Source organism: Ornithinicoccus hortensis (assembly GCF_006716185.1).
GTDB lineage: Bacteria > Actinomycetota > Actinomycetes > Actinomycetales > Dermatophilaceae > Ornithinicoccus > Ornithinicoccus hortensis.
In genome coordinates this window covers 781,863-798,452 of the sequence record NZ_VFOP01000001.1, presented here as the reverse complement: position 1 = coordinate 798,452, position 16,590 = coordinate 781,863, and the positions used below count along the sequence as shown (strand labels likewise).

18 protein-coding genes, 1 tRNA gene and 2 pseudogenes are annotated in these 16,590 nt (G+C 71.9%); 9 read left to right on the top strand and 12 right to left on the bottom strand.

Translation table 11 applies throughout. The features are described 5' to 3' along the window. Window positions 1–12 precede the first annotated feature (12 nt). From FB467_RS03670 to def, 4 genes are all read left to right on the top strand, one after another. Window positions 13–1,128: an aminotransferase class I/II-fold pyridoxal phosphate-dependent enzyme gene (locus tag FB467_RS03670; RefSeq protein WP_141786453.1), complete on the top strand. Its 1,116-nt coding sequence runs from the start codon at window positions 13–15 to the stop codon at window positions 1,126–1,128. Window positions 1,129–1,248: 120 nt separating this feature from the next. Continuing rightward, complete coding sequence (locus FB467_RS18405) at window positions 1,249–1,416, top strand: hypothetical protein (RefSeq protein WP_170230547.1); 168 nt, start codon at window positions 1,249–1,251, stop codon at window positions 1,414–1,416. A gap of 6 nt (window positions 1,417–1,422) precedes the next feature. Next, a complete protein-coding gene (locus tag FB467_RS03665) occupies window positions 1,423–2,334 on the top strand; it encodes a PH domain-containing protein (protein ID WP_141783889.1) in 912 nt (303 codons plus the stop codon). A 117-nt stretch (window positions 2,335–2,451) separates the two neighbouring features. Continuing rightward, window positions 2,452–3,021: a peptide deformylase gene (def, locus tag FB467_RS03660; protein ID WP_141783888.1), complete on the top strand. Its 570-nt coding sequence runs from the start codon at window positions 2,452–2,454 to the stop codon at window positions 3,019–3,021. 30 nt (window positions 3,022–3,051) lie between these two features. On the opposite strand, the gene FB467_RS03655 is transcribed toward def, so the two are convergent. From FB467_RS03655 to FB467_RS03640, 4 genes are all read right to left on the bottom strand, one after another. Next, window positions 3,052–5,481, bottom strand: coding sequence for a CHAT domain-containing protein (locus tag FB467_RS03655; protein WP_267128616.1), 2,430 nt, complete (start codon window positions 5,479–5,481; stop codon window positions 3,052–3,054). Between the two features lie 111 nt (window positions 5,482–5,592). Beyond that, window positions 5,593–6,057: a hypothetical protein gene (locus tag FB467_RS03650; protein WP_141783886.1), complete on the bottom strand. Its 465-nt coding sequence runs from the start codon at window positions 6,055–6,057 to the stop codon at window positions 5,593–5,595. Next, window positions 6,054–6,671, bottom strand: coding sequence for an RNA polymerase sigma factor (locus FB467_RS03645; protein ID WP_141783885.1), 618 nt, complete (start codon window positions 6,669–6,671; stop codon window positions 6,054–6,056). The genes FB467_RS03650 and FB467_RS03645 overlap by 4 nt, the downstream gene beginning before the upstream one ends. Continuing rightward, window positions 6,668–8,188, bottom strand: coding sequence for a S8/S53 family peptidase (locus tag FB467_RS03640; protein ID WP_141783884.1), 1,521 nt, complete (start codon window positions 8,186–8,188; stop codon window positions 6,668–6,670). Before FB467_RS03640 ends, FB467_RS03645 begins: the two co-directional genes overlap by 4 nt. A gap of 190 nt (window positions 8,189–8,378) precedes the next feature. Here FB467_RS03640 and FB467_RS03635 point away from each other — a divergent pair, with 190 nt between their 5' ends. Both FB467_RS03635 and FB467_RS03630 read left to right on the top strand, forming a co-directional pair. Continuing rightward, complete coding sequence (locus FB467_RS03635; protein ID WP_141783883.1) at window positions 8,379–8,840, top strand: Fur family transcriptional regulator; 462 nt, start codon at window positions 8,379–8,381, stop codon at window positions 8,838–8,840. After that, window positions 8,837–10,345, top strand: coding sequence for a catalase (locus FB467_RS03630; RefSeq protein ID WP_141783882.1), 1,509 nt, complete (start codon window positions 8,837–8,839; stop codon window positions 10,343–10,345). The genes FB467_RS03635 and FB467_RS03630 overlap by 4 nt, the downstream gene beginning before the upstream one ends. A 91-nt stretch (window positions 10,346–10,436) precedes the next feature. Here FB467_RS03630 and FB467_RS03625 read toward each other — a convergent pair whose 3' ends face one another. Genes FB467_RS03625 through FB467_RS03615 form a run of 3 tightly spaced genes read right to left on the bottom strand, consistent with a single transcriptional unit; the run spans window position 10,437 to window position 12,578 of the window. Further along, window positions 10,437–10,814, bottom strand: a complete 378-nt coding sequence (locus tag FB467_RS03625) for an ankyrin repeat domain-containing protein (RefSeq protein ID WP_141783881.1) — start codon at window positions 10,812–10,814, stop codon at window positions 10,437–10,439. A 10-nt stretch (window positions 10,815–10,824) separates the two neighbouring features. Further along, window positions 10,825–11,523 (bottom strand): haloacid dehalogenase type II, encoded by a 699-nt coding sequence (locus tag FB467_RS03620; RefSeq protein WP_141783880.1) that lies wholly within the window; start codon window positions 11,521–11,523, stop codon window positions 10,825–10,827. After that, window positions 11,520–12,578: an FAD-dependent monooxygenase gene (locus tag FB467_RS03615; protein ID WP_141783879.1), complete on the bottom strand. Its 1,059-nt coding sequence runs from the start codon at window positions 12,576–12,578 to the stop codon at window positions 11,520–11,522. Before FB467_RS03615 ends, FB467_RS03620 begins: the two co-directional genes overlap by 4 nt. Window positions 12,579–12,618: 40 nt before the next feature. On the opposite strand from FB467_RS03615, the gene FB467_RS03610 reads away from it, so the two are divergent. After that, window positions 12,619–13,182 carry a TetR/AcrR family transcriptional regulator gene (locus FB467_RS03610; protein ID WP_211350546.1) on the top strand — a complete coding sequence of 188 codons (564 nt, stop codon included), beginning with the start codon at window positions 12,619–12,621 and terminating at the stop codon, window positions 13,180–13,182. Window positions 13,183–13,192: 10 nt separating this feature from the next. Continuing rightward, complete coding sequence (locus tag FB467_RS03605; RefSeq protein ID WP_141783878.1) at window positions 13,193–13,441, top strand: hypothetical protein; 249 nt, start codon at window positions 13,193–13,195, stop codon at window positions 13,439–13,441. A gap of 108 nt (window positions 13,442–13,549) precedes the next feature. On the opposite strand, the gene FB467_RS18690 is transcribed toward FB467_RS03605, so the two are convergent. From FB467_RS18690 to FB467_RS03595, 4 genes and pseudogenes are all read right to left on the bottom strand, one after another. Further along, window positions 13,550–13,963 carry a M20/M25/M40 family metallo-hydrolase gene (locus tag FB467_RS18690; RefSeq protein ID WP_211350545.1) on the bottom strand — a complete coding sequence of 138 codons (414 nt, stop codon included), beginning with the start codon at window positions 13,961–13,963 and terminating at the stop codon, window positions 13,550–13,552. A gap of 13 nt (window positions 13,964–13,976) precedes the next feature. Then, window positions 13,977–14,219: pseudogene (locus tag FB467_RS19515) on the bottom strand (peptidase dimerization domain-containing protein); the annotation flags it as partial. A gap of 104 nt (window positions 14,220–14,323) precedes the next feature. After that, window positions 14,324–14,725, bottom strand: a complete 402-nt coding sequence (locus FB467_RS18680) for an amidohydrolase (RefSeq protein ID WP_211350544.1) — start codon at window positions 14,723–14,725, stop codon at window positions 14,324–14,326. Beyond that, complete coding sequence (locus FB467_RS03595; RefSeq protein WP_141783877.1) at window positions 14,722–15,723, bottom strand: hydantoinase/carbamoylase family amidase; 1,002 nt, start codon at window positions 15,721–15,723, stop codon at window positions 14,722–14,724. The genes FB467_RS18680 and FB467_RS03595 overlap by 4 nt, the downstream gene beginning before the upstream one ends. A 137-nt stretch (window positions 15,724–15,860) precedes the next feature. Between FB467_RS03595 and FB467_RS03590 the strand changes: the two are divergent. Next, window positions 15,861–16,256 (top strand): annotated as a pseudogene (locus FB467_RS03590) (LysR substrate-binding domain-containing protein); the annotation flags it as partial. A 110-nt stretch (window positions 16,257–16,366) separates the two neighbouring features. Here FB467_RS03590 and FB467_RS03585 read toward each other — a convergent pair. Further along, window positions 16,367–16,439: transfer RNA gene (locus FB467_RS03585), tRNA-Arg, on the bottom strand. Window positions 16,440–16,590 lie beyond the last annotated feature (151 nt).

Sequence of the window (16,590 nt, the reverse complement as noted above, 5' to 3'; positions counted from 1 at the left end):
CCGTTCCACGTGATGGAGGTGCTCAGGGCGGCCTCCGAGCGCGCCCGCACCCACGGGGACGCCATCTTCCTGTGCGCCGGACAACCCTCCACCCCGGCTCCGGCGGCCGTGCGGAAGGCCGCCGCCGAGGCGATGGAGCGGGAGGTGCTCGGCTACACCGAGGCCACCGGCATCCTGCCGTTGCGCGAGGCGATCGCCGGGCACCACCGGGACTGGTACGGAATCGAGGTCTCCGCCGACGACGTCGTGGTGCTGACCGGCTCCTCCGCGGCCTTCTCCACCCTCTTCCTGGCCGCCTTCGACGCGGGGGACACCGTCGCGATGACCCGGCCCGGCTACCCCGCCTACCGGAACACCCTCTCCGCGCTGGGCTGCGAGGTCCTGGAGCTGGACTGCGGTGCCGAGACCCGCTACCAGCCGACGGTGGCGATGCTCGAGGCGCTCCCGGAACCGCCCCGGGGGCTGATCGTGGCCAGCCCGTCGAACCCGACCGGCACGATCATCGACCCCGACGAGCTCGCCGCGATCGCCCGCTGGTGCGACGAGGTCGACTGCCTGTTGATCAGCGACGAGATCTACCACGGCATCAGCTACGGCCGTCCCAACGCCAGCGCCTGGCAGACCTCCCGGTCCGGCGTCGTGGTCGGCTCGGTCAGCAAGTACTTCTCGATGACCGGGTGGCGGCTCGGCTGGGCCCTGGTGCCCGAGCACCTGCGCCGCCCGATGGAGGTGCTCACCCAGAACCTGTCCATCTGTCCGCCGGCGATCTCCCAGCACGCCGCCGTGGCCGCCTTCTCGGGCGAGGCCCGGCAGGAGCTGGACGGCCACGTGCAGCGGTATGCCGTGAACCGGGACCTGCTGCTGCGTCGCCTCCCCGCGCTGGGGCTGGGGTCCTTCGCCCCGCCGGACGGCGCGTTCTACGCCTGGTGCGACATCGCGCACCTGACGGATGACTCGGTGCAATGGTGCCAGGACGTGCTGGCGCGGACCGGGGTGGCCCTGACCCCCGGCGTGGACTTCGACACCGCCCGCGGCCGGCAGATGGTGCGCCTCAGCTTCGCCGGCGGCACCGGGGAGATCGACGAGGCGCTGGACCGGCTGGACGCCTCGGGCCTGCTCCGGGGGTGACCCCCGGCGCCACGACGTCGGCGCGCCTCCCCCGCACGGTGGCCGGCCGCTGCCAGACTGCTCGTCAGTGTGGACCCCTGTGCCCACCGTCAGACCACCCGTCCAGCCGAAGGAGTGCCGATGCCTAGCAAGATCAAGGTGATCCTGATCTGGCTCGTCTTCGGGTTCCTCGTGTACGCGATCATCACCAGCCCGGAGCGCGCGGCGGACATCCTGCAGGCGATCTGGGACATCATCGCCCAGGGCTTCCGCAACATCGGGCGCTTCTTCTCCGCGCTGATCGAGTAGGCCGCGGTGGCCCCAGGAACCCGGATCAACAGCCGGATCCTCGAGCGCTACGTCCTCCCGGACGAACGGATCGTGGTGGCCAACCGGCACCACTGGGCCAGGATGGTCGAGCCCGTCGGCACGGTCGTGGTCGGCTTCCTGGTGGTGGCCTTCGTCGAGGTCAAGGTCGAGCCGGCGCTGGGCAACGTGGCGCTCCTCCTGTGGTGGGTCTGGTTCGCGCTGCTCGCCCGGATGCTGTGGAAGGCGCTGGAGTGGCGCAACGAATGGTTCGTGGCGACCGACAAGCGCCTGCTGATGACCTACGGGCTGATCACCCACCGGGTGGCGATGATGCCGATCCGCAAGGTCACCGACATGAACTACGCCCGGTCCCCGATCAGCAGGGTCCTCGGCTACGGGCAGTTCCTCCTGGAGTCGGCCGGACAGGACCAGGCGATGCGGGAGATCAACTGGGTAGTCGACCCCGACGAGACCTACCGCAAGCTGTGCGACACCCTGTTCGGCGCGGGCGGCCACGACCCGGACGAGGACGGCGGTGGCTTCCACGCGCCGGCCAGGTCCCACGTCCCCGGGCGTGAACGGGAGGAGTCGCCGGGTGAGGCCGACGACGAGGAAGCGACCGGTGGGCCCGGCTGGGAGGTGTCCCGCGAGTCCGCCTCGGCCTACCAACCGATCGGCACCGGCTACCAGCCGATCAACACCTGGGGACAGCTCGGACGCCCCAAACGGGAGAAGCGTCGTCGGGGGGCCCGCACCGGCCGGGACGCACCCTCGGACCGGGCCGCCGGCACCGGACGGGACCGGCCGGCGCCACTACCGGTGGAGCCGGCCGAGGAGCCGGTCCACCCCGCCTGGGACGACGCCGAGGACCCCGACATCACGGGACCGATCCCCCGGGTGTGGCCGCGACAGGACTGACGAGGGCACCGGACCCGGTGCGTGACGCCGGACTCTCCCGTATGCCGTGCCGTCACCTAAGATCGACCCCGCACCCGCGCCGTGTGCAACCCAAGCCCCCGCACCTAGGAGCTCCCCGTGGCAGTCCGGCCCATCACCGTCATCGGACACAAGGCCCTGCACCAGCCCACCCGGAAGGTGCGCGAGGTCACCGACGAGATCCGCACCCTGGTAGCGGACATGTACGACACCATGGAGGCGGCCGAGGGTGTCGGCCTGGCCGCCAACCAGGTGGGCGTGCGGTTGCGGATCTTCGTCTACGACTGCCCGACGGACGACGGCGGCCGGGCCCGCGGCGAGGTGATCAACCCGGTCCTGGAGCGGTTGGGCAACCCCTCCCCCCTCAACGAGGACGAGGACGGCGAGGGCTGCCTGTCCGTCCCAGGTGAGTACTTCCCGCTGGCGCGGCACCCCCGGGCCCGGGTGACCGGCACGGACCTGGAGGGCAACGAGATCCTCGTCGAGGGCGAGGGCTACCTGGCCCGCTGCCTCCAGCACGAGACGGACCACCTCGACGGCTACCTGTATGTCGACCGGCTGACCGGGCCGTGGAAGCGAGAGGCCCGGGAGACGGTCAAGGACCGCGGCTGGGCGGCGAACAACGTGACCAAGTGGGACCCGGCCACGGAGCAGGCCGACAAGGTCTGAGGACGGCCCGCCGCGGGTGGCGGACCCCGGCTACCGCGGCATCCGCCACCCGGCACCGGAGACCTGGAAGGCCGAGGCGAGCAGCGGACCCTGCTCGGCGGCACGCGCCATCGCCTCGTCGCTCGCGGCGCCGGCCGCCAGGGCCGCGTGGTAGTCGCGCATCGTGCTCGCCGCGACGTCGTCCGGGACCCGGCACAGCCCCGCCACCACGCACTGCGCCCCCAGCGCCAGCAGGCCGGCGGACAGGCCGAGCGACTCGTCCCCGGGACGCACCGTGGACCGCCCCACCTCGCAGGAGCTGAGCACCACGTGGGCGGCGCCGACGCCGGAGTGCTGCAGGTCGTAGATGTACATCGGGCCGCCGGTGAGCCGGACCGAGGCGAACATCGGGTTCTGCTGGTTGTGGTCCCCGTGGGCCGCGACGTGCACCACGTCGGCCTCCCCCAGCGCGTCGCGCAGGTGGGCCACCCGGGTCGTGTCGGAGTCGATCGCCACACCCCCCGGCCAGATGGCCGCGACCTCCCCGACCTCCTCGTCCGCGCGGGCCACCGCCGGCCCGGCGAGGGCGCGGACGACCGGCGCCCGCCCGTCGCGGGTCCCCGGGTCGCTGACCCGGCCCGTCCAGTCGGTGGCGGAGACGGAGACGGTGACCGGCACACCCCGCAACGAGGGTGCCATCCCCCACGGCAAGGTGTGGGTCCGTCGGTGCGGGACGATGACCAACCGGCGCGACCCGACCCCCAGCGGGCGCAGGATCAACTCGTCCAGCCGCGCCATGGTGGAGCGCAGCGAGCCGGTGACGCTGTCCTGGAACACGCCGAGCTCGTGCCGCCCGGCCGCGTCCAGGTCGGCCCGGGCCCGGTTGGCATGGTCGGACACCTGGTCCTCGTCCGCGACCTCCCGCACGATCGCCCGGCCGCCGACGACCCCCATCACCAGCAGCCGCCCCTTGTGGCCCACCAGGGAGATCAGGTCGGCGTCCTCCCGGGCCAGCGCCGCGCGCATGTCGCGGTAGGAGAACTCCCGGGACCCGCCCTCGCCCCGGCTGAGCACCCAGTCCCGGGCGCGCACCTCGCGGCGCAGGTCGTACTCCTGGCGGACCAGTGACTCACGGCCGGGGCCGACGGGCTCGTAGCGCAATCCCTCGCGCAGTTCCCGCATCCGGGTGAGCAGGTCCGCCAGCTCGGGGTCGTCCGGCGGCCGCACCGGCTGGAGCCGACGGCCGAAGGCGCGCCACTTCTCGGTCGCCTCGAAGAGCGCCCGCGCACCCCGGTCCCGGTTCATCTCGACGTGCAGCCTGGCCAGCGGCACGGCATACACCGTCACCGCCGAGCGCAGATCGGTGCTGTTGCTGCCGGACTGACCGTTCAGCAGGACCTTGGCGGCGCCACCGAGGATGCGCCGGGCCGCCGCCTCCCGGCCGTCGACGAGGGCCAGGTTGGCCTGCAGCTTGGCGACCTGCAGCTGGCCGCGCAGCGAGAGCCGCTTGCGGATCCGCTCGACCTGGGCCAGGTGCGCCCGGGCGGCCTCGACCTCGCCCGCCATCCAGGCGGCCTCGGCCGCGATGAGGCGGTGCTCCGCACGAAGCGGCGCCTCCGCCGTCTCGAACCGTGCAGTCAGCCGTTCGGCGGTCCGCAGGACCCGCTGGGGGTCGCGCCCCGTCAGCAGCTCGACCTGCCCCAGGATCAGTTCGGCGCGGGCCGTCCACACCGGGGCGTGCCGCCGACGGAACCGGCTACGGGCCCGAGAGGCGTAGCCGTGCGCCTCCCGGGGACGTCCCAGCAGCAACAGGACCCGGGCCAGCTCCACCTCGATCTCACCGAGCACCTGCTGTTGCGGCTCCCCGACGGCGAGACCGGCCGCGTCCTCCAGCACCGCGAGCGCCTCGTCCAGCAGACCCGCCTCGATGAGCACCCTGGCCCGGTCCAGCCGGACGACCGCCCCGGACGCGTCCGCCTCCACCGCCGCGGCCTCGTCGAGCAGCGCGAGGGCCTGGGGCAGGTCCCCGGCCAGGTAGGCGGCATACCCCTGGTTGGAGCGGCTCATGAACGCTTCCCGGTGCAGGCCGTGCTCGGCGGCGATGTCGGCGCTCCGCCCGAACCGGTCCACCGCTCCGGGCAGGTCACCGGAGTGCATCAGGATGTTGCCGTAGTTGAGCAGCACCACCGACCGGTCCCGGGCGGGCAGGGTGTCCAGGTGCCGGGCCGCGAGCTGGATCTCGCGCAGGGCCTCACCGATGTTGCCGCTGCGGCCGTAGAGAGTGGCGCGCTGGGAGTGGCAGATGACGCCCAGCTCCCGGTCGCCGAGCTCGGACGCCGCCGCGGCGGCCTGGTCCAGGTAGCCCACGGCAGGGTCCAGCCCCTGCTGCTCGAAGGTCGCGGTGGCCAGGCCCATCAGGGCCCGCACCCGCAGCCGCGCGTGCTCCGGGTCGGCGCCGTCCGCGGCGAGCAACCGCACCACGGCAGACAACGACCTGGCCGCCTGGCTCGGGCGTCCTGCCGCGTTCTCCGCGACGCCCCGGTCCAGCAGCTGTTGGGCCCGGTCGATCGGCTGCGTGGGTGTCTCTCCTTCTCAGAGCTCGACGTTGGGGGTGATCACGGGACGGTCCTGCCGGGAGGCGTCGGACCAGGTGATGAAGTGGATGGTCCCCGAGGGGACGTCGGTGAAGACCAGGCGACCGAACTCGTCGGCCGTCTCCTCCCGCACCGTGTCGCCCACGTGCAGTTCGACCACCGCGCCGCCGACGGTGACCCAGCAGTCCAGCCGGAGCATCCCCTCGTCCTGCTCGGTCACCATCACCATCAGGCTCAGGCTGGCGCCGGTGAAGCTGATGCTCCGGGTCAGGTCGGCGCCGGTCGCCCGGGTCGCCATCTCCGGCACCTGCATCAGCTCGGCCACCTCGGCCTCCAGCAGCCGCACGGTGAGCGCGTACTTGATGTCGTCGGTCAACCCGGCCGGCACCGGGTCCAGCCGGGCCCACAGGTCCCTGACCTGGGGCAGTACCAGCTCGGCGAACTCTTCCTCAGCGGTGTTCATGCCCGCCCTCCGTCCCAGTGCGGATCCGTGCTCAACGACTGCCGCAGGCTCGCCAGGCAGCGGCCGCGGGTGGGTCCGATCGACCCGACGGGCATGCCGAGGGTCTCGGCGATGGTCGCGTAGTCGGGTTTGTCGGCGAAGGCGATCACCCGCAGCAGGTGCTGGCACCGCTCACCGAGCCGCGCGAGGTGGCGCCAAAGCACCCGTTCCCGTTCCCGCAGCACGGTGCTCACCGCGGGGTCGGGGTCATTGCTGACCGGCTCCGGGACGAAGTCCAGGTCCCCGTCCTCCCGGGTGCCGGCCTTCGCGGTGCGCCAGGACTCCCGCCGGACCGTGGTCAGCAACCAGGACACGACGGCGCGGGGGGAGGTGATCCGCTCGGCGTTCTCGACGAGGCGCAGCCACGCGGTCTGCACGACGTCCTCCGCCGCCGCTCCGCTCAGCCCGGCGCCGCGCGCCGTGTGCCAGAGCAGGGGGGTGAGCAGGTCGACGAGCTCGCCCATCTGCTGGCGGTCGCCCGCCTGGTATGCGGTGAACGCGGCGGCGGCGCGGTCCACCAGGGTCGGGGGTTGTCCCGTCTCCGCGCTGGGATCGGGTGCTGCGATGTCGTTCATGGCCTCTTCCAGGTGAGCTCCGCCGCGAGGGCGTCCCAACCCCGGTCGACCATCTCGACCGGGGAAACCGTGCGGGTCTTGCCCGCCGTGACCAGCCGCGCGGCGAGCGCGCCGGCCAGTGCGGGGGCGGCGAAAGAGGTGCCGCTCCAGACCGCGAATCCCCCGGTGAAGTCGTCCAGGTCCATCGTCCCCCGCAGCGCCCCGCTGGCGCTCGTGGACTCCACCGAGGCCTGGCCGGCACCCTGGAAGGTGACCGGCACCGTGCTCACCAGGGCCGCCCCGACCCGTTGGCAGGAGACCCAGGGCCCGGTGTTGCTGAAGAACGCGGTGGTCCGGCCGCCGGGGTTCAGGGCGCCCACGCTGACCAGCGGCAGCCGGGCGGGATCCGCCGGGCGGACCTGGCCGGCGAACCCGGCGGGCAGCATCGGTTCCTCGGTCCCGTCGTTCCCGGCGGCGGCGACCACGAGGATCCCGGCCCGGCCGTACTCGTCGAGCAGGTCGCGCAGGAAGTTCGTGGTGCCGTCGTCGTCCGGGGTCTCGTGGTAGTAGCCCAGGGAGATGGACAGCACGTCCACCAGCAGGCTCGGGTCCCCGGTGACCTGCCCCGTGACGTGCCGCAGCAGGAGCAGCACGAGCGCCTGGTAGAGCTCGATCTCGGGCACGAACCCGCTGGGGTGCACGACCGGCACCGGGAGGATGGTGGCCTCGGGGCAGCCCTGGCGGATCAGCCCGGCGATGAACGTGCCGTGGCCGCTGCACGGCAGCAGCAGGCCGTCACGGTCGTAGTTGGCGGCCGTGTCCAGGTCGTGGTCGGCGCCGCCGATCGGCAGCCCGAGGAAGGTGGCGGCGCGGATGACCCGGGGGCTCCCGTCGAACCACGGGTGCGGCCCCAACCCGGTGTCGGGGACCGCCACGACGGGCGCTCGGCCCACCTCACCGGCCCGTTCGGCCGGGTCCCCGCCGAGCCAGGAGGCCGGGGTCCGGCCGCCGCGGCCGGGCACGCCGTACTCGGCGGCCGGGCTGCCGTGCGTCCCCCAGTAGGGATGGGTGCCCCAGTACGGGTGGGTGCCCCAGTAGGGGTGCGCACCCCAGTCGCCGGAGGCGGCCGAGATCCGCAGCAGATGGCTCAGCCCGATGGCCCGGCCCAGTTCCGGGTCGAGGTCACGGACCTGCTGCACCGCCTCCCAGGCGTCGGGCGGGGAGTCCGCGCGTCCCCGGTCGGCCAGCTCCAGGTCGACCTCGGACACCCACAACCGGGCGGCGAGCTCCCGGACCTCCGGCCCGGCCTCGCGCAACAACGGGAGCAACCGGCCGCCCTCCTTGCCCGGTGGCGCCACCCGTGCCCGCCCGTCCCCCAGGACCTCCCCGAGCCGTCCGATCCGGGCGTCCAGGTCCTCGCCGGGCAGGCCCTGCACCAGCAGCCTGCCGGGGGCGTACACGGTCGAGCGCACCTCCTGCCCGCCACGGCGGACAGCGGTCTGCGGATCGAGCACCCGGAACTCGTCGGTTGGCGACATCACACCTCCAGGAGCAGGCCAGGGGGCGGGTCCGTCCCAAACCCTAGTGCCGACTCGTCGGTAATGGGAGAGGCAGCTGCGGGTCGTGATACGCCCGCCCGGGTCAACTCTTGGTCAAGAGGCGCCGGACGCGGTGACTGCACTGCATACTAAATTGGAGTTACTCCAATAAAGGATCTATACTGGAGTCATGTCACCCACCTCGCACGAAGTGCTGCTGCGCGACGCCGGCCTCAGGGTCACGGCGCCGCGACTTGCCGTGCTCGCCGAGGTCCAGACGCACCCGCACGCCACCGCGGAGTCGGTCCGCGTGGCCGTGCACGAACGTCTCGGCACCGTCTCCACCCAGGCGGTCTACGGCGTGCTCAACACCCTCACCAGCGCTGGCATCCTGCGCCGGTTCGAGCCGGAGGGATCGGCCAGCCGCTACGAGTTGTTCCGCGGCGACAACCACCACCACGCCGTGTGCCGGTCGTGCGGTCAGGTCACCGACGTGGCCTGCGCGACCGGGACGGCTCCCTGCCTGCACGCACCGGAGGGCCACGGGTTCGAGATCGAGATGGCCGAGGTCATCTACTGGGGCACCTGCCCCTCCTGCCTGTCCCACCCTGTAGACGATTCGACAGCACCCCACCAGAAGGAGAAGGCATGACTTTCCAGGACAACCAGCAGCCGCTGACCACCGCGGCCGGCGCCCCTGTCGCGGAGAACGAGAACGCGATGACCGCGGGTCCCCGCGGCCCGATGCTCCTGCAGGACGTGTGGTTCCTGGAGAAGCTCGCGCACTTCGACCGTGAGGTCATCCCGGAGCGCCGGATGCACGCGAAGGGCTCGGGGGCGTTCGGCACCTTCACGGTCACCCACGACATCACCCGCTACAGCAAGGCCGCGATCTTCTCCGAGGTCGGCAAGCAGACCGACATGTTCGCCCGGTTCTCCACCGTGGCCGGCGAGCGCGGCGCCGCCGACGCGGAGCGGGACATCCGCGGCTTCGCCCTCCGGTTCTACACCGAGGAGGGCAACTGGGACATGGTCGGCAACAACACGCCCGTGTTCTTCCTGCGCGACCCGCACAAGTTCCCCGACCTGAACCGCGCGGTGAAGCGTGACCCCCGCACCAACCTGCGGTCGGCCGAGAACAACTGGGACTTCTGGACCAACCTGCCCGAGGCCCTGCACCAGGTGACCATCGTGATGTCGGACCGCGGCATCCCGGACGGCTACCGCCACATGCACGGGTTCGGCTCGCACACCTACTCCTTCATCAACGCCGACAACGAGCGGTTCTGGGTGAAGTTCCACTTCCGCACCCAGCAGGGCATCAAGAACCTCACCGACGCCGAGGCCGCGAAGCTGGTCGCCGAGGACCGCGAGTCCGCCCAGCGCGACCTGTACGAGGCCATCGAGCGCGGGGACAACCCGAAATGGACGTTCTACATCCAGGTGATGCCGGAGGCGGAGGCCGAGGGCTACCGGTTCCACCCGTTCGACCTCACCAAGGTCTGGTCCAAGAAGGACTACCCGCTCATCGAGGTGGGCGAGTTCGAGCTGAACCGCAACCCGGAGAACTACTTCGCCGACGTCGAGCAGGCCGCGTTCACCCCGGGCAACGTGGTGCCGGGCATCGACTACTCCCCGGACCGGATGCTGCAGGGCCGGCTGTTCTCCTACGGTGACGCGGCCCGCTACCGGCTGGGCGTGAACCACCACCAGATCCCGGTGAACTACCCGCACGGCGCCCGCTTCGTCAACACCTACCACCGCGACGGCCAGGGCCGGGTGGACGGCAACCAGGGCAGCGTCCCCGGCTACACCCCGAACGCCTACGGCCGCTTCAGCGACCAGCCCGAGTACGCCGTGCCGAGCCAGGCGCTGCAGGGCGAGGCGGAGCGCTACAACTACCGCGAGCTGGACGACAACTACTTCCAGCAGCCCGGTGACCTGTTCCGGCTGATGACCCCCGAGGAGCAGCAGCGGCTGTTCGCCAACACGGCGCGTGCCATCGACGGCGCGTCCGAGGCCACCGTCGAGCGGCACATCCACAACTGCACGCAGGCCGACCCGGCCTACGGCGAGGGTGTCCGCGCGGCGATCGAGGCCCTCAAGGCGGGCACGTTGGACGACTCCGACGCGAACTCGGAGAACGACGCGGCCTGACCTCCGCACGCAGCGGTGCCCGGGTGACCAGTGGTCACCCGGGCACTTCTCGTATGTCGTGTGCCGCCCCGGCGGGTCCGGCGGGTCCGCGTCAGTCCAGCAGGTCGGTGCGGCCGAACATCTCGGCGGCGGCCCGCGCGCTGGGGGTGCCGGCGTCCAGGTCGGCACCCGCGGTGCGCAGCACGCCGACCACCTCCGCCTCCCCTTTGAAGAGGGCACCCGCGATCGGGGTCTGGTCCCGGTTGTTGCGCAGGTCGACGTCGGCCCCGCGCTCCACCAGGGCCTGCACCGTCGCGGCGTGGCCGTGGTAGGCGGCGAGCATCAGGGCGGTGTTGCCCTCCGCGTCCTGGGCGTCCACCGGGAGTCCGTGGTCCAGGAACTCCAGCAGGTCGGCCGTCTTCCCTTGCCTCGCCAGGTCCATCGCGAGCGCGATGACCCGGGCGGTCTGGTCGTCCGAGAGGGGTGCCATGGTGCCCATGCTAGGAGGCGGCCAGCAGCCGGTCCGCCAGGTCGTCGAGGTCCCGGCAGTGCAGCGGGTGCTCCGGGCGCGGCGTCGTGTCATTGCCGAACGGGCCGAACTCCAGCGGCCGGGCGATGTAGGCGGTCTGCAGCCCGAGCGCCTGCGCCGCGTCGAGGTCGTGGAAGTGCGCGGCCACCATCATCACCTCGCCCGGCTCGACCTCCAGCATCCGGGCCAGGCCGAGGTAGGTCTCCGGGGCGGGCTTGTAGTGACCCCACAGGTCGCTGCCGCCGATCAGGTCCCACGGCAGGCCCGCGTGCTTGGCCAGGTGGGTGAGCAGCGCCACCGAGCCGTTGCTCAACGGGGTGATGATGAAGCGTTCCTTCAGCCGGGCCAGCGCCGCCGGCGCCTCCGGCCAGGCCGGCAGCCGGTGCCAGGCCATGGTCAGCCCATCGAGCGTCTCGTCGTCGAGCCGCAGGTCGCGTTGCTCGAGCTCGGCGACCAGGTTGCGGCGGTGCAGGACGTCCAGGCCGGTCCACGGCTCGGTGCCGTCCTCCACCCGGGCCAGGGACGGGGCGTACCGCGCCCGCCACGCCATCGCGAATTCGCCGGCGTCGACGTCCGGCAGCACCCGCGCGACCGCGGTGCTGATGCCGGTGAACCAGTCGACCACCGTGCCGAAGGTGTCGAACGCCAGGACCGCAGGAGTGTCGCTCATCCTGGCGAGACTACCGACGGTGCGGTCGCCCGCGGCCGGACGGGCCGCAACGCGACGTCCCGGAGCCGGGCGCGTCGCTGCTCCAGGGTGGCCACGGCCATCACCGCCGCGGCCCCGCACCGCGTGGCCTGGGTCGGCGCCCACCGCCGCAGCTGGTAGCGGGCGAGGGCGCGCCCGACCGGCATCCGGTTCAGCGCCGTGCCCAGGGTCACCGCGTCCTCGATCGAGGTGCAGGCGCCGCGGCCCAGGTTCGGCGTCATCGCGTGCGCGGCGTCCCCGACCAGCACCACCCGCCCCTGCACGTAGCGCGCCACCGGAGGCGCCGTCCACAGCCGTTGCGCCAGGGAGTCGTCGGGCCTCGCCGTGGCGAGCACGCCCCGCACCCCGCCGGGGAACCGGGCGTACCACTCCCGGGCCTCCTGCAGTGCCCCGGCGACCCCACCGTCCAGCACGTCGTCGCCGGCCTCGAACGCCGCGAACCAGTTGAGCCGGCCCAGGCTGTGCGGGGTCGTACCGAACATCGCACCCGGCCCCCAGTGCTCGACCAGGCGGTCGGTCTCCCCGCCGATCACCCCCCGCACCACGACATACCGGCTCCGGCGGGCCGCGGTCGAGCCACCCCAGACGGAGCGGCGCAGCGCGCTGTGCACACCGTCGGCTCCGACGACCACGTCCGGGTGCCCGCCCAGGTCACCGGGCGCGGTCACCTTGCGGGTCACCCGGCGCACGGAGTCGGGGACCGCCGCGTCCAGCAGTCCCACCAGCGTGGGCCGGGGCAACAGCCAGACCCGTGCGCCACCGAGCCCGGCGATCGCCTCCCCGGCGGTGTTGCGGACCTCACCGGTGCTCAGGTGCGGCGCCGCCTCGCGGGCCGGGGCGCCGATGCCGATGACGTCGAGCGCGCGCATCGCGTCGGGAAACATGCCCAGGGAGGTGCCGGCCTCGGTGCGATCGGGACGCTCCTCCAGGAGGGTCACCCGCCAGCGGTCCGGGTCCAGGACCGCGGCGAGCGCGAGTCCGGCGATGCCGCCACCGACGATGCTGATCCGCTGCATCGCCGCATTCTACTACTTTTGTAGTGATAGCGTGGTGGGTATGCCGAGCCGCCGGGACACGCTGCTGGACGCCGCCATCGGGGTGGTCGCCCGGGCGGGCGCCAAGGGGCTGACGCACCGCGCGGTCGACGCGTCCGCCGCCGCACCCCAGGGCAGCACCTCCAACCACTTCCGCACCCGGGCCGCCCTGGTGTCCGCCATCGCCCAACGGCTGGAGGAACGGGACGCGGCGCTCTGGACGGATCCGCCGGGGACGCTCGAGGAACTGCTCGACCGCCTCACCGCGTTCGCCGCCGCCCTGTGCGCCGACGCGGACGCGACCCTGGCCCGACTCGCCCTGGCCCAGGAGCTCCCCGACCACCTGGCCGGCGGCCACCAACGGTTGCTGGCCGCCCTCCGCGAGGCTCTGGTGACCTGCGGCGTCGCAGACGCGGACGCCCGGGCGCCCCTGGTCGCGGCCTTCCTGGACGGACTCGTCCAACACACGCTGACCGTGCGGCGCGGCACGCCCTTCGACGAGGACGCCTGCCGGCTCGGGCTGTCCCTGCTGTGCGCAGCCGCACCGGACCGGCCTTGTCTTGCAAGCCATTCCGATATTTGTTAGGCAGGAGGACATGTCCAAGATTCGAAAGGCCGTCACAGGAACCGTTCTCGCTGGCGCGATGCTCGCCGCTGGAACCACCACTGCCACCGCCGACACGAAGGTTTGGGACAGGGGCCCATTCGACACGGCGTCGGCCTGCCAGAGCATCCGCGACGCCGAGGCCGCGGAGAACGCGGACGAACCACGCATCCGTATCGGCGGGTGTTGGGAGCACCCCGGCGGGGTGGGGTACTACTTCTCCGTGTGGGTCACCGACTGAGGCACCACACGTCCCTCAGACAATCAACGTTCCCTTCGGAACAGCGAACGCCCCCGGGGATCCCGGGGGCGTTCGTGCGCATCGCGGAGCCGGCCCGCCGAGAACCGTTCAGTCTGCCGGCCGGGCCAGTGTCTGGTGGACCAGCTCCTGGTAGTAGCGGATGCCGTCGGCCAGGATGGCGTCGTTGAAGGTGTAGTCGTGGCTGTGCAGGGGGGTACCCCCGGGTTGGCCGGTGGTTCCGTTGCCGATGAAGGTGAAGTTTGTCGGGGTGTGAGCCGCGTAGAGGCCGAAGTCTTCGCTGGCCATGATCGGTGGCGTCGCGGGCTCGTGCTGATCCTCTCCCACGGCATGCTGGGCGACCCGGATGGCGAGCGCCGTGGCGTCGGCGTGGTTGACGGTGCTGGCGAACTCGCGGGTGTACGTGACCTCCGCGGTGGCCCCGTGCGCGGAGGGGTGTCCTCGGCGATGGCGCGGAGGCGGTGTGCTCGGCGATGGCGCGGATGCGCTGCTCGAGGAGCTCACTGACCGCGGGGGGGAAATTGCGGGTGTCCCCGGTGATGCGCACCGTGGTGGGGATGGCGTTGCGGGCACCGTCGGTCGTCAGCTCCGTGCACGAGAGGACCGCGGACTCGGCCGGGTCGATGTTGCGGGCCACGATGTCCAGCAGCCCGAGCACGATGTGCGCACCGACGACGAGCGGGTCGATCACCAGGTGCGGAGCCGAGGCGTGACCGCCGCGGCCGGTGACGACGATCGAGAAGTTGTCCTCGCTGGCCATGATCGCTCCCGTCCGGGTGGCGAGGCGGCCCGCAGGAAGGCCGGGGATGTTGTGCAGGCCGTAGAGCGCGTCGACCGGAAACCGGTCGAACAAGCCGTCCTCGATCATGGCTGCAGCACCCTTTCCTCGGCGGGTTGGAAGATGAACCGCACGGTGCCATCGAGGTGCTCGTCCCGGGTCAGGGACTCGGCGGCCCCCAGGACCATGGCCATGTGCCCATCGTGTCCGCAGGCATGCATGGTCCCCTCGTGACGGGAGGCGTAGGGCAGCCCGGTCTGCGCCCGGAGGGGCAGGGCGTCCATGTCGGCGCGGAGGCCGACGACCTGCTCGGAGGTGCCGCGGGTGAGGGTTCCGACCACGCCGGTGCCGCCAATACCCGTCTCCACCTCGATGCCGAGCGAGCGCAGGGTCTTAGCGACGAAGGCCGACGTGCGGTGCTCGTTGAAGGCGGTTTCCGGGATCTGGTGCAACTGGTGGCACCAGGCGAGCGCTGACTGGCTGCTCATCGAGTGCCCTTCGGGTCTTCGGCCAGTTCGAGGATCGTGTGGGCGAGCACGGTGATGCCGGCGGCGCAGTCTTCCGGGGTCGAGTACTCGCGGGGATTGTGGCTGATGCCGTCGTACTGGCCGCGGACGAAGATCATCGCGGTCGGGGCGATGGCCGCCATCTCCTGCGCATCGTGTCCCGCGCCAGACATCACACGGATCGTCTTGTGCCCCAGACGCGAGGCCACCGTGGCGATGGTGTCCTGGACGCCCCGATCAAAGGGCACCTGGTGCGTCCTGGCCATCCCCCTGGTCTCTACCCGTAGCCCTGGAGCAGGCTGCGCCTCCGGCAGGGCCGCCAGGAAGGCGGCGAGGTCGGCCTCTGCAGCGGCCATGTGCTCGTCGTCGGGGTTGCGCAGGTCGACGGTCAATTCGGCTCGGTCCGGGACCACGCTGGGTAGCCCCGGGGAGCTAGCGATGAGCCCGACGGTGCCGCGCAACCGCCCGTACCTGCCCGAACGCACCATCTCTCGGACCTGGACGACGATCTGCGCCGCCGCGAGGCCGGCGTCCACCCGCAGTTCTGTCGGGGTGGTGCCCGCGTGTGCGGCCCGTCCGTGCAGGGTCACCTTCTGCCAGGAGATCGCCTGGACCCCGGTGACCACCCCGATCGCGGTGCCGTGACGCAGTAGCACTGGCCCCTGCTCGATGTGGCATTCCACATAGGCGTGGGGCGGGTCCAACCGGACATCCCGGGTGCCCTTGAAGCCGATCCGTGCCAGTTCGTCGCCGAACCGCAGCCCGTCAGCGGTGACCAGTTGTAGGCATCGTCGAGCGTGATCCTGCCGGCGGCGACCGCCGAACCAAGCATGTCGGTCCCGAACCGGACGCCCTCCTCCTCGGTGAATGCGGCGATCTCGATCGGACGCCGCGTCTCGATGCCCTGGTCGCGTCGCCCGCACCGAGACGATCCTCCGGGAACTCGAACGGGCCGACCACGCCCTGGTCCTCGACGCCATCGACCGTCTCAGCGAGGCCCACCCAAACCTGGCCGTCGCCTTCACCACCTCAATGCCGAGGCCGCCATCCCCGCGCTGCTGGCCCGTGACTTCGATCTCGTCCTCTCCGAGAGCTACCCGGCAATCCGGCCGCACCCCACCCCGGCGTCACCACCAGCACGCTCGTCGACGACCCGCTCCTACTCGCCGTCCCCGCTACCTGGACCGCGCACGACCTCGCGGACCTCGCCGGCGCACCCTGGGTGATGGAACATGCCGGCTCCGCCCCGCGCACCTGGGCGACCGCCACCTGCCGAGCTGCCGGGTTCGAGCCCACGGTCCGCTACGAGACCGCAGACCTCCTGCTCCACGCAGCCATTGTCGCCCGGGGGCACGCCGCCGCCTTCCTGCCCCGCCTCGCCCATCGTCCGGATCCGGCCATTCGATTGATCCCCACCGAGCATGCCCGCGCGGTCACCCTCTCCACCCGCACCGGAAGTAGCAACACCCCCGCGATCCAGGCATTCACTGCAGCGATCACCGCTGCCCGATAGCGGGTCCTGAGAAGGCTGCCCCGGCCCACCGACCGTGCGAGATGACGTCCCCGGAACAGCGAACGCCCCCGGGGGTCCCGGGGGCGTTCACCTACTGTCTCAACACAGCGCGCGCCCGAAGGGATTCGAACCCCTAACCTTCTGATCCGTAGTCAGATGCTCTATCCGTTGAGCTACGGGCGCAGTGTCGCCGACCGGCAACAGCGCCTCACAATACCGGAGCAGGGGCCCCGTCCGGAAATCGAGACGTCGGGGTACTCCGGGACGTGAGCAAGGCAACACCCGAGGCGTACCAGTAGGCACTCCTACAACGAGTAGGTTTGCCCCCAAACCA

Excerpts from the sequence above, each read along its gene's own strand:
- FB467_RS03670 (WP_141786453.1), top strand. The coding sequence starts at position 13 with ATGGAGGTGCTCAGGGCGGCCTCCGAGCGCGCCCGCACCCACGGGGAC.
- FB467_RS18405 (WP_170230547.1), top strand. The coding sequence starts at position 1,249 with ATGCCTAGCAAGATCAAGGTGATCCTGATCTGGCTCGTCTTCGGGTTC.
- FB467_RS03650 (WP_141783886.1), bottom strand. The coding sequence starts at position 6,057 with ATGAACACCGCTGAGGAAGAGTTCGCCGAGCTGGTACTGCCCCAGGTC.
- FB467_RS03645 (WP_141783885.1), bottom strand. The coding sequence starts at position 6,671 with ATGAACGACATCGCAGCACCCGATCCCAGCGCGGAGACGGGACAACCC.
- FB467_RS03640 (WP_141783884.1), bottom strand. The coding sequence starts at position 8,188 with ATGTCGCCAACCGACGAGTTCCGGGTGCTCGATCCGCAGACCGCTGTC.
- FB467_RS03635 (WP_141783883.1), top strand. The coding sequence starts at position 8,379 with ATGTCACCCACCTCGCACGAAGTGCTGCTGCGCGACGCCGGCCTCAGG.
- FB467_RS03630 (WP_141783882.1), top strand. The coding sequence starts at position 8,837 with ATGACTTTCCAGGACAACCAGCAGCCGCTGACCACCGCGGCCGGCGCC.
- FB467_RS03625 (WP_141783881.1), bottom strand. The coding sequence starts at position 10,814 with ATGGCACCCCTCTCGGACGACCAGACCGCCCGGGTCATCGCGCTCGCG.
- FB467_RS03620 (WP_141783880.1), bottom strand. The coding sequence starts at position 11,523 with ATGAGCGACACTCCTGCGGTCCTGGCGTTCGACACCTTCGGCACGGTG.
- FB467_RS03615 (WP_141783879.1), bottom strand. The coding sequence starts at position 12,578 with ATGCAGCGGATCAGCATCGTCGGTGGCGGCATCGCCGGACTCGCGCTC.
- FB467_RS03610 (WP_211350546.1), top strand. The coding sequence starts at position 12,619 with ATGCCGAGCCGCCGGGACACGCTGCTGGACGCCGCCATCGGGGTGGTC.
- FB467_RS03605 (WP_141783878.1), top strand. The coding sequence starts at position 13,193 with ATGTCCAAGATTCGAAAGGCCGTCACAGGAACCGTTCTCGCTGGCGCG.
- FB467_RS18680 (WP_211350544.1), bottom strand. The coding sequence starts at position 14,725 with ATGAGCAGCCAGTCAGCGCTCGCCTGGTGCCACCAGTTGCACCAGATC.
- FB467_RS03595 (WP_141783877.1), bottom strand. The coding sequence starts at position 15,723 with ATGGCGTCGAGGACCAGGGCGTGGTCGGCCCGTTCGAGTTCCCGGAGG.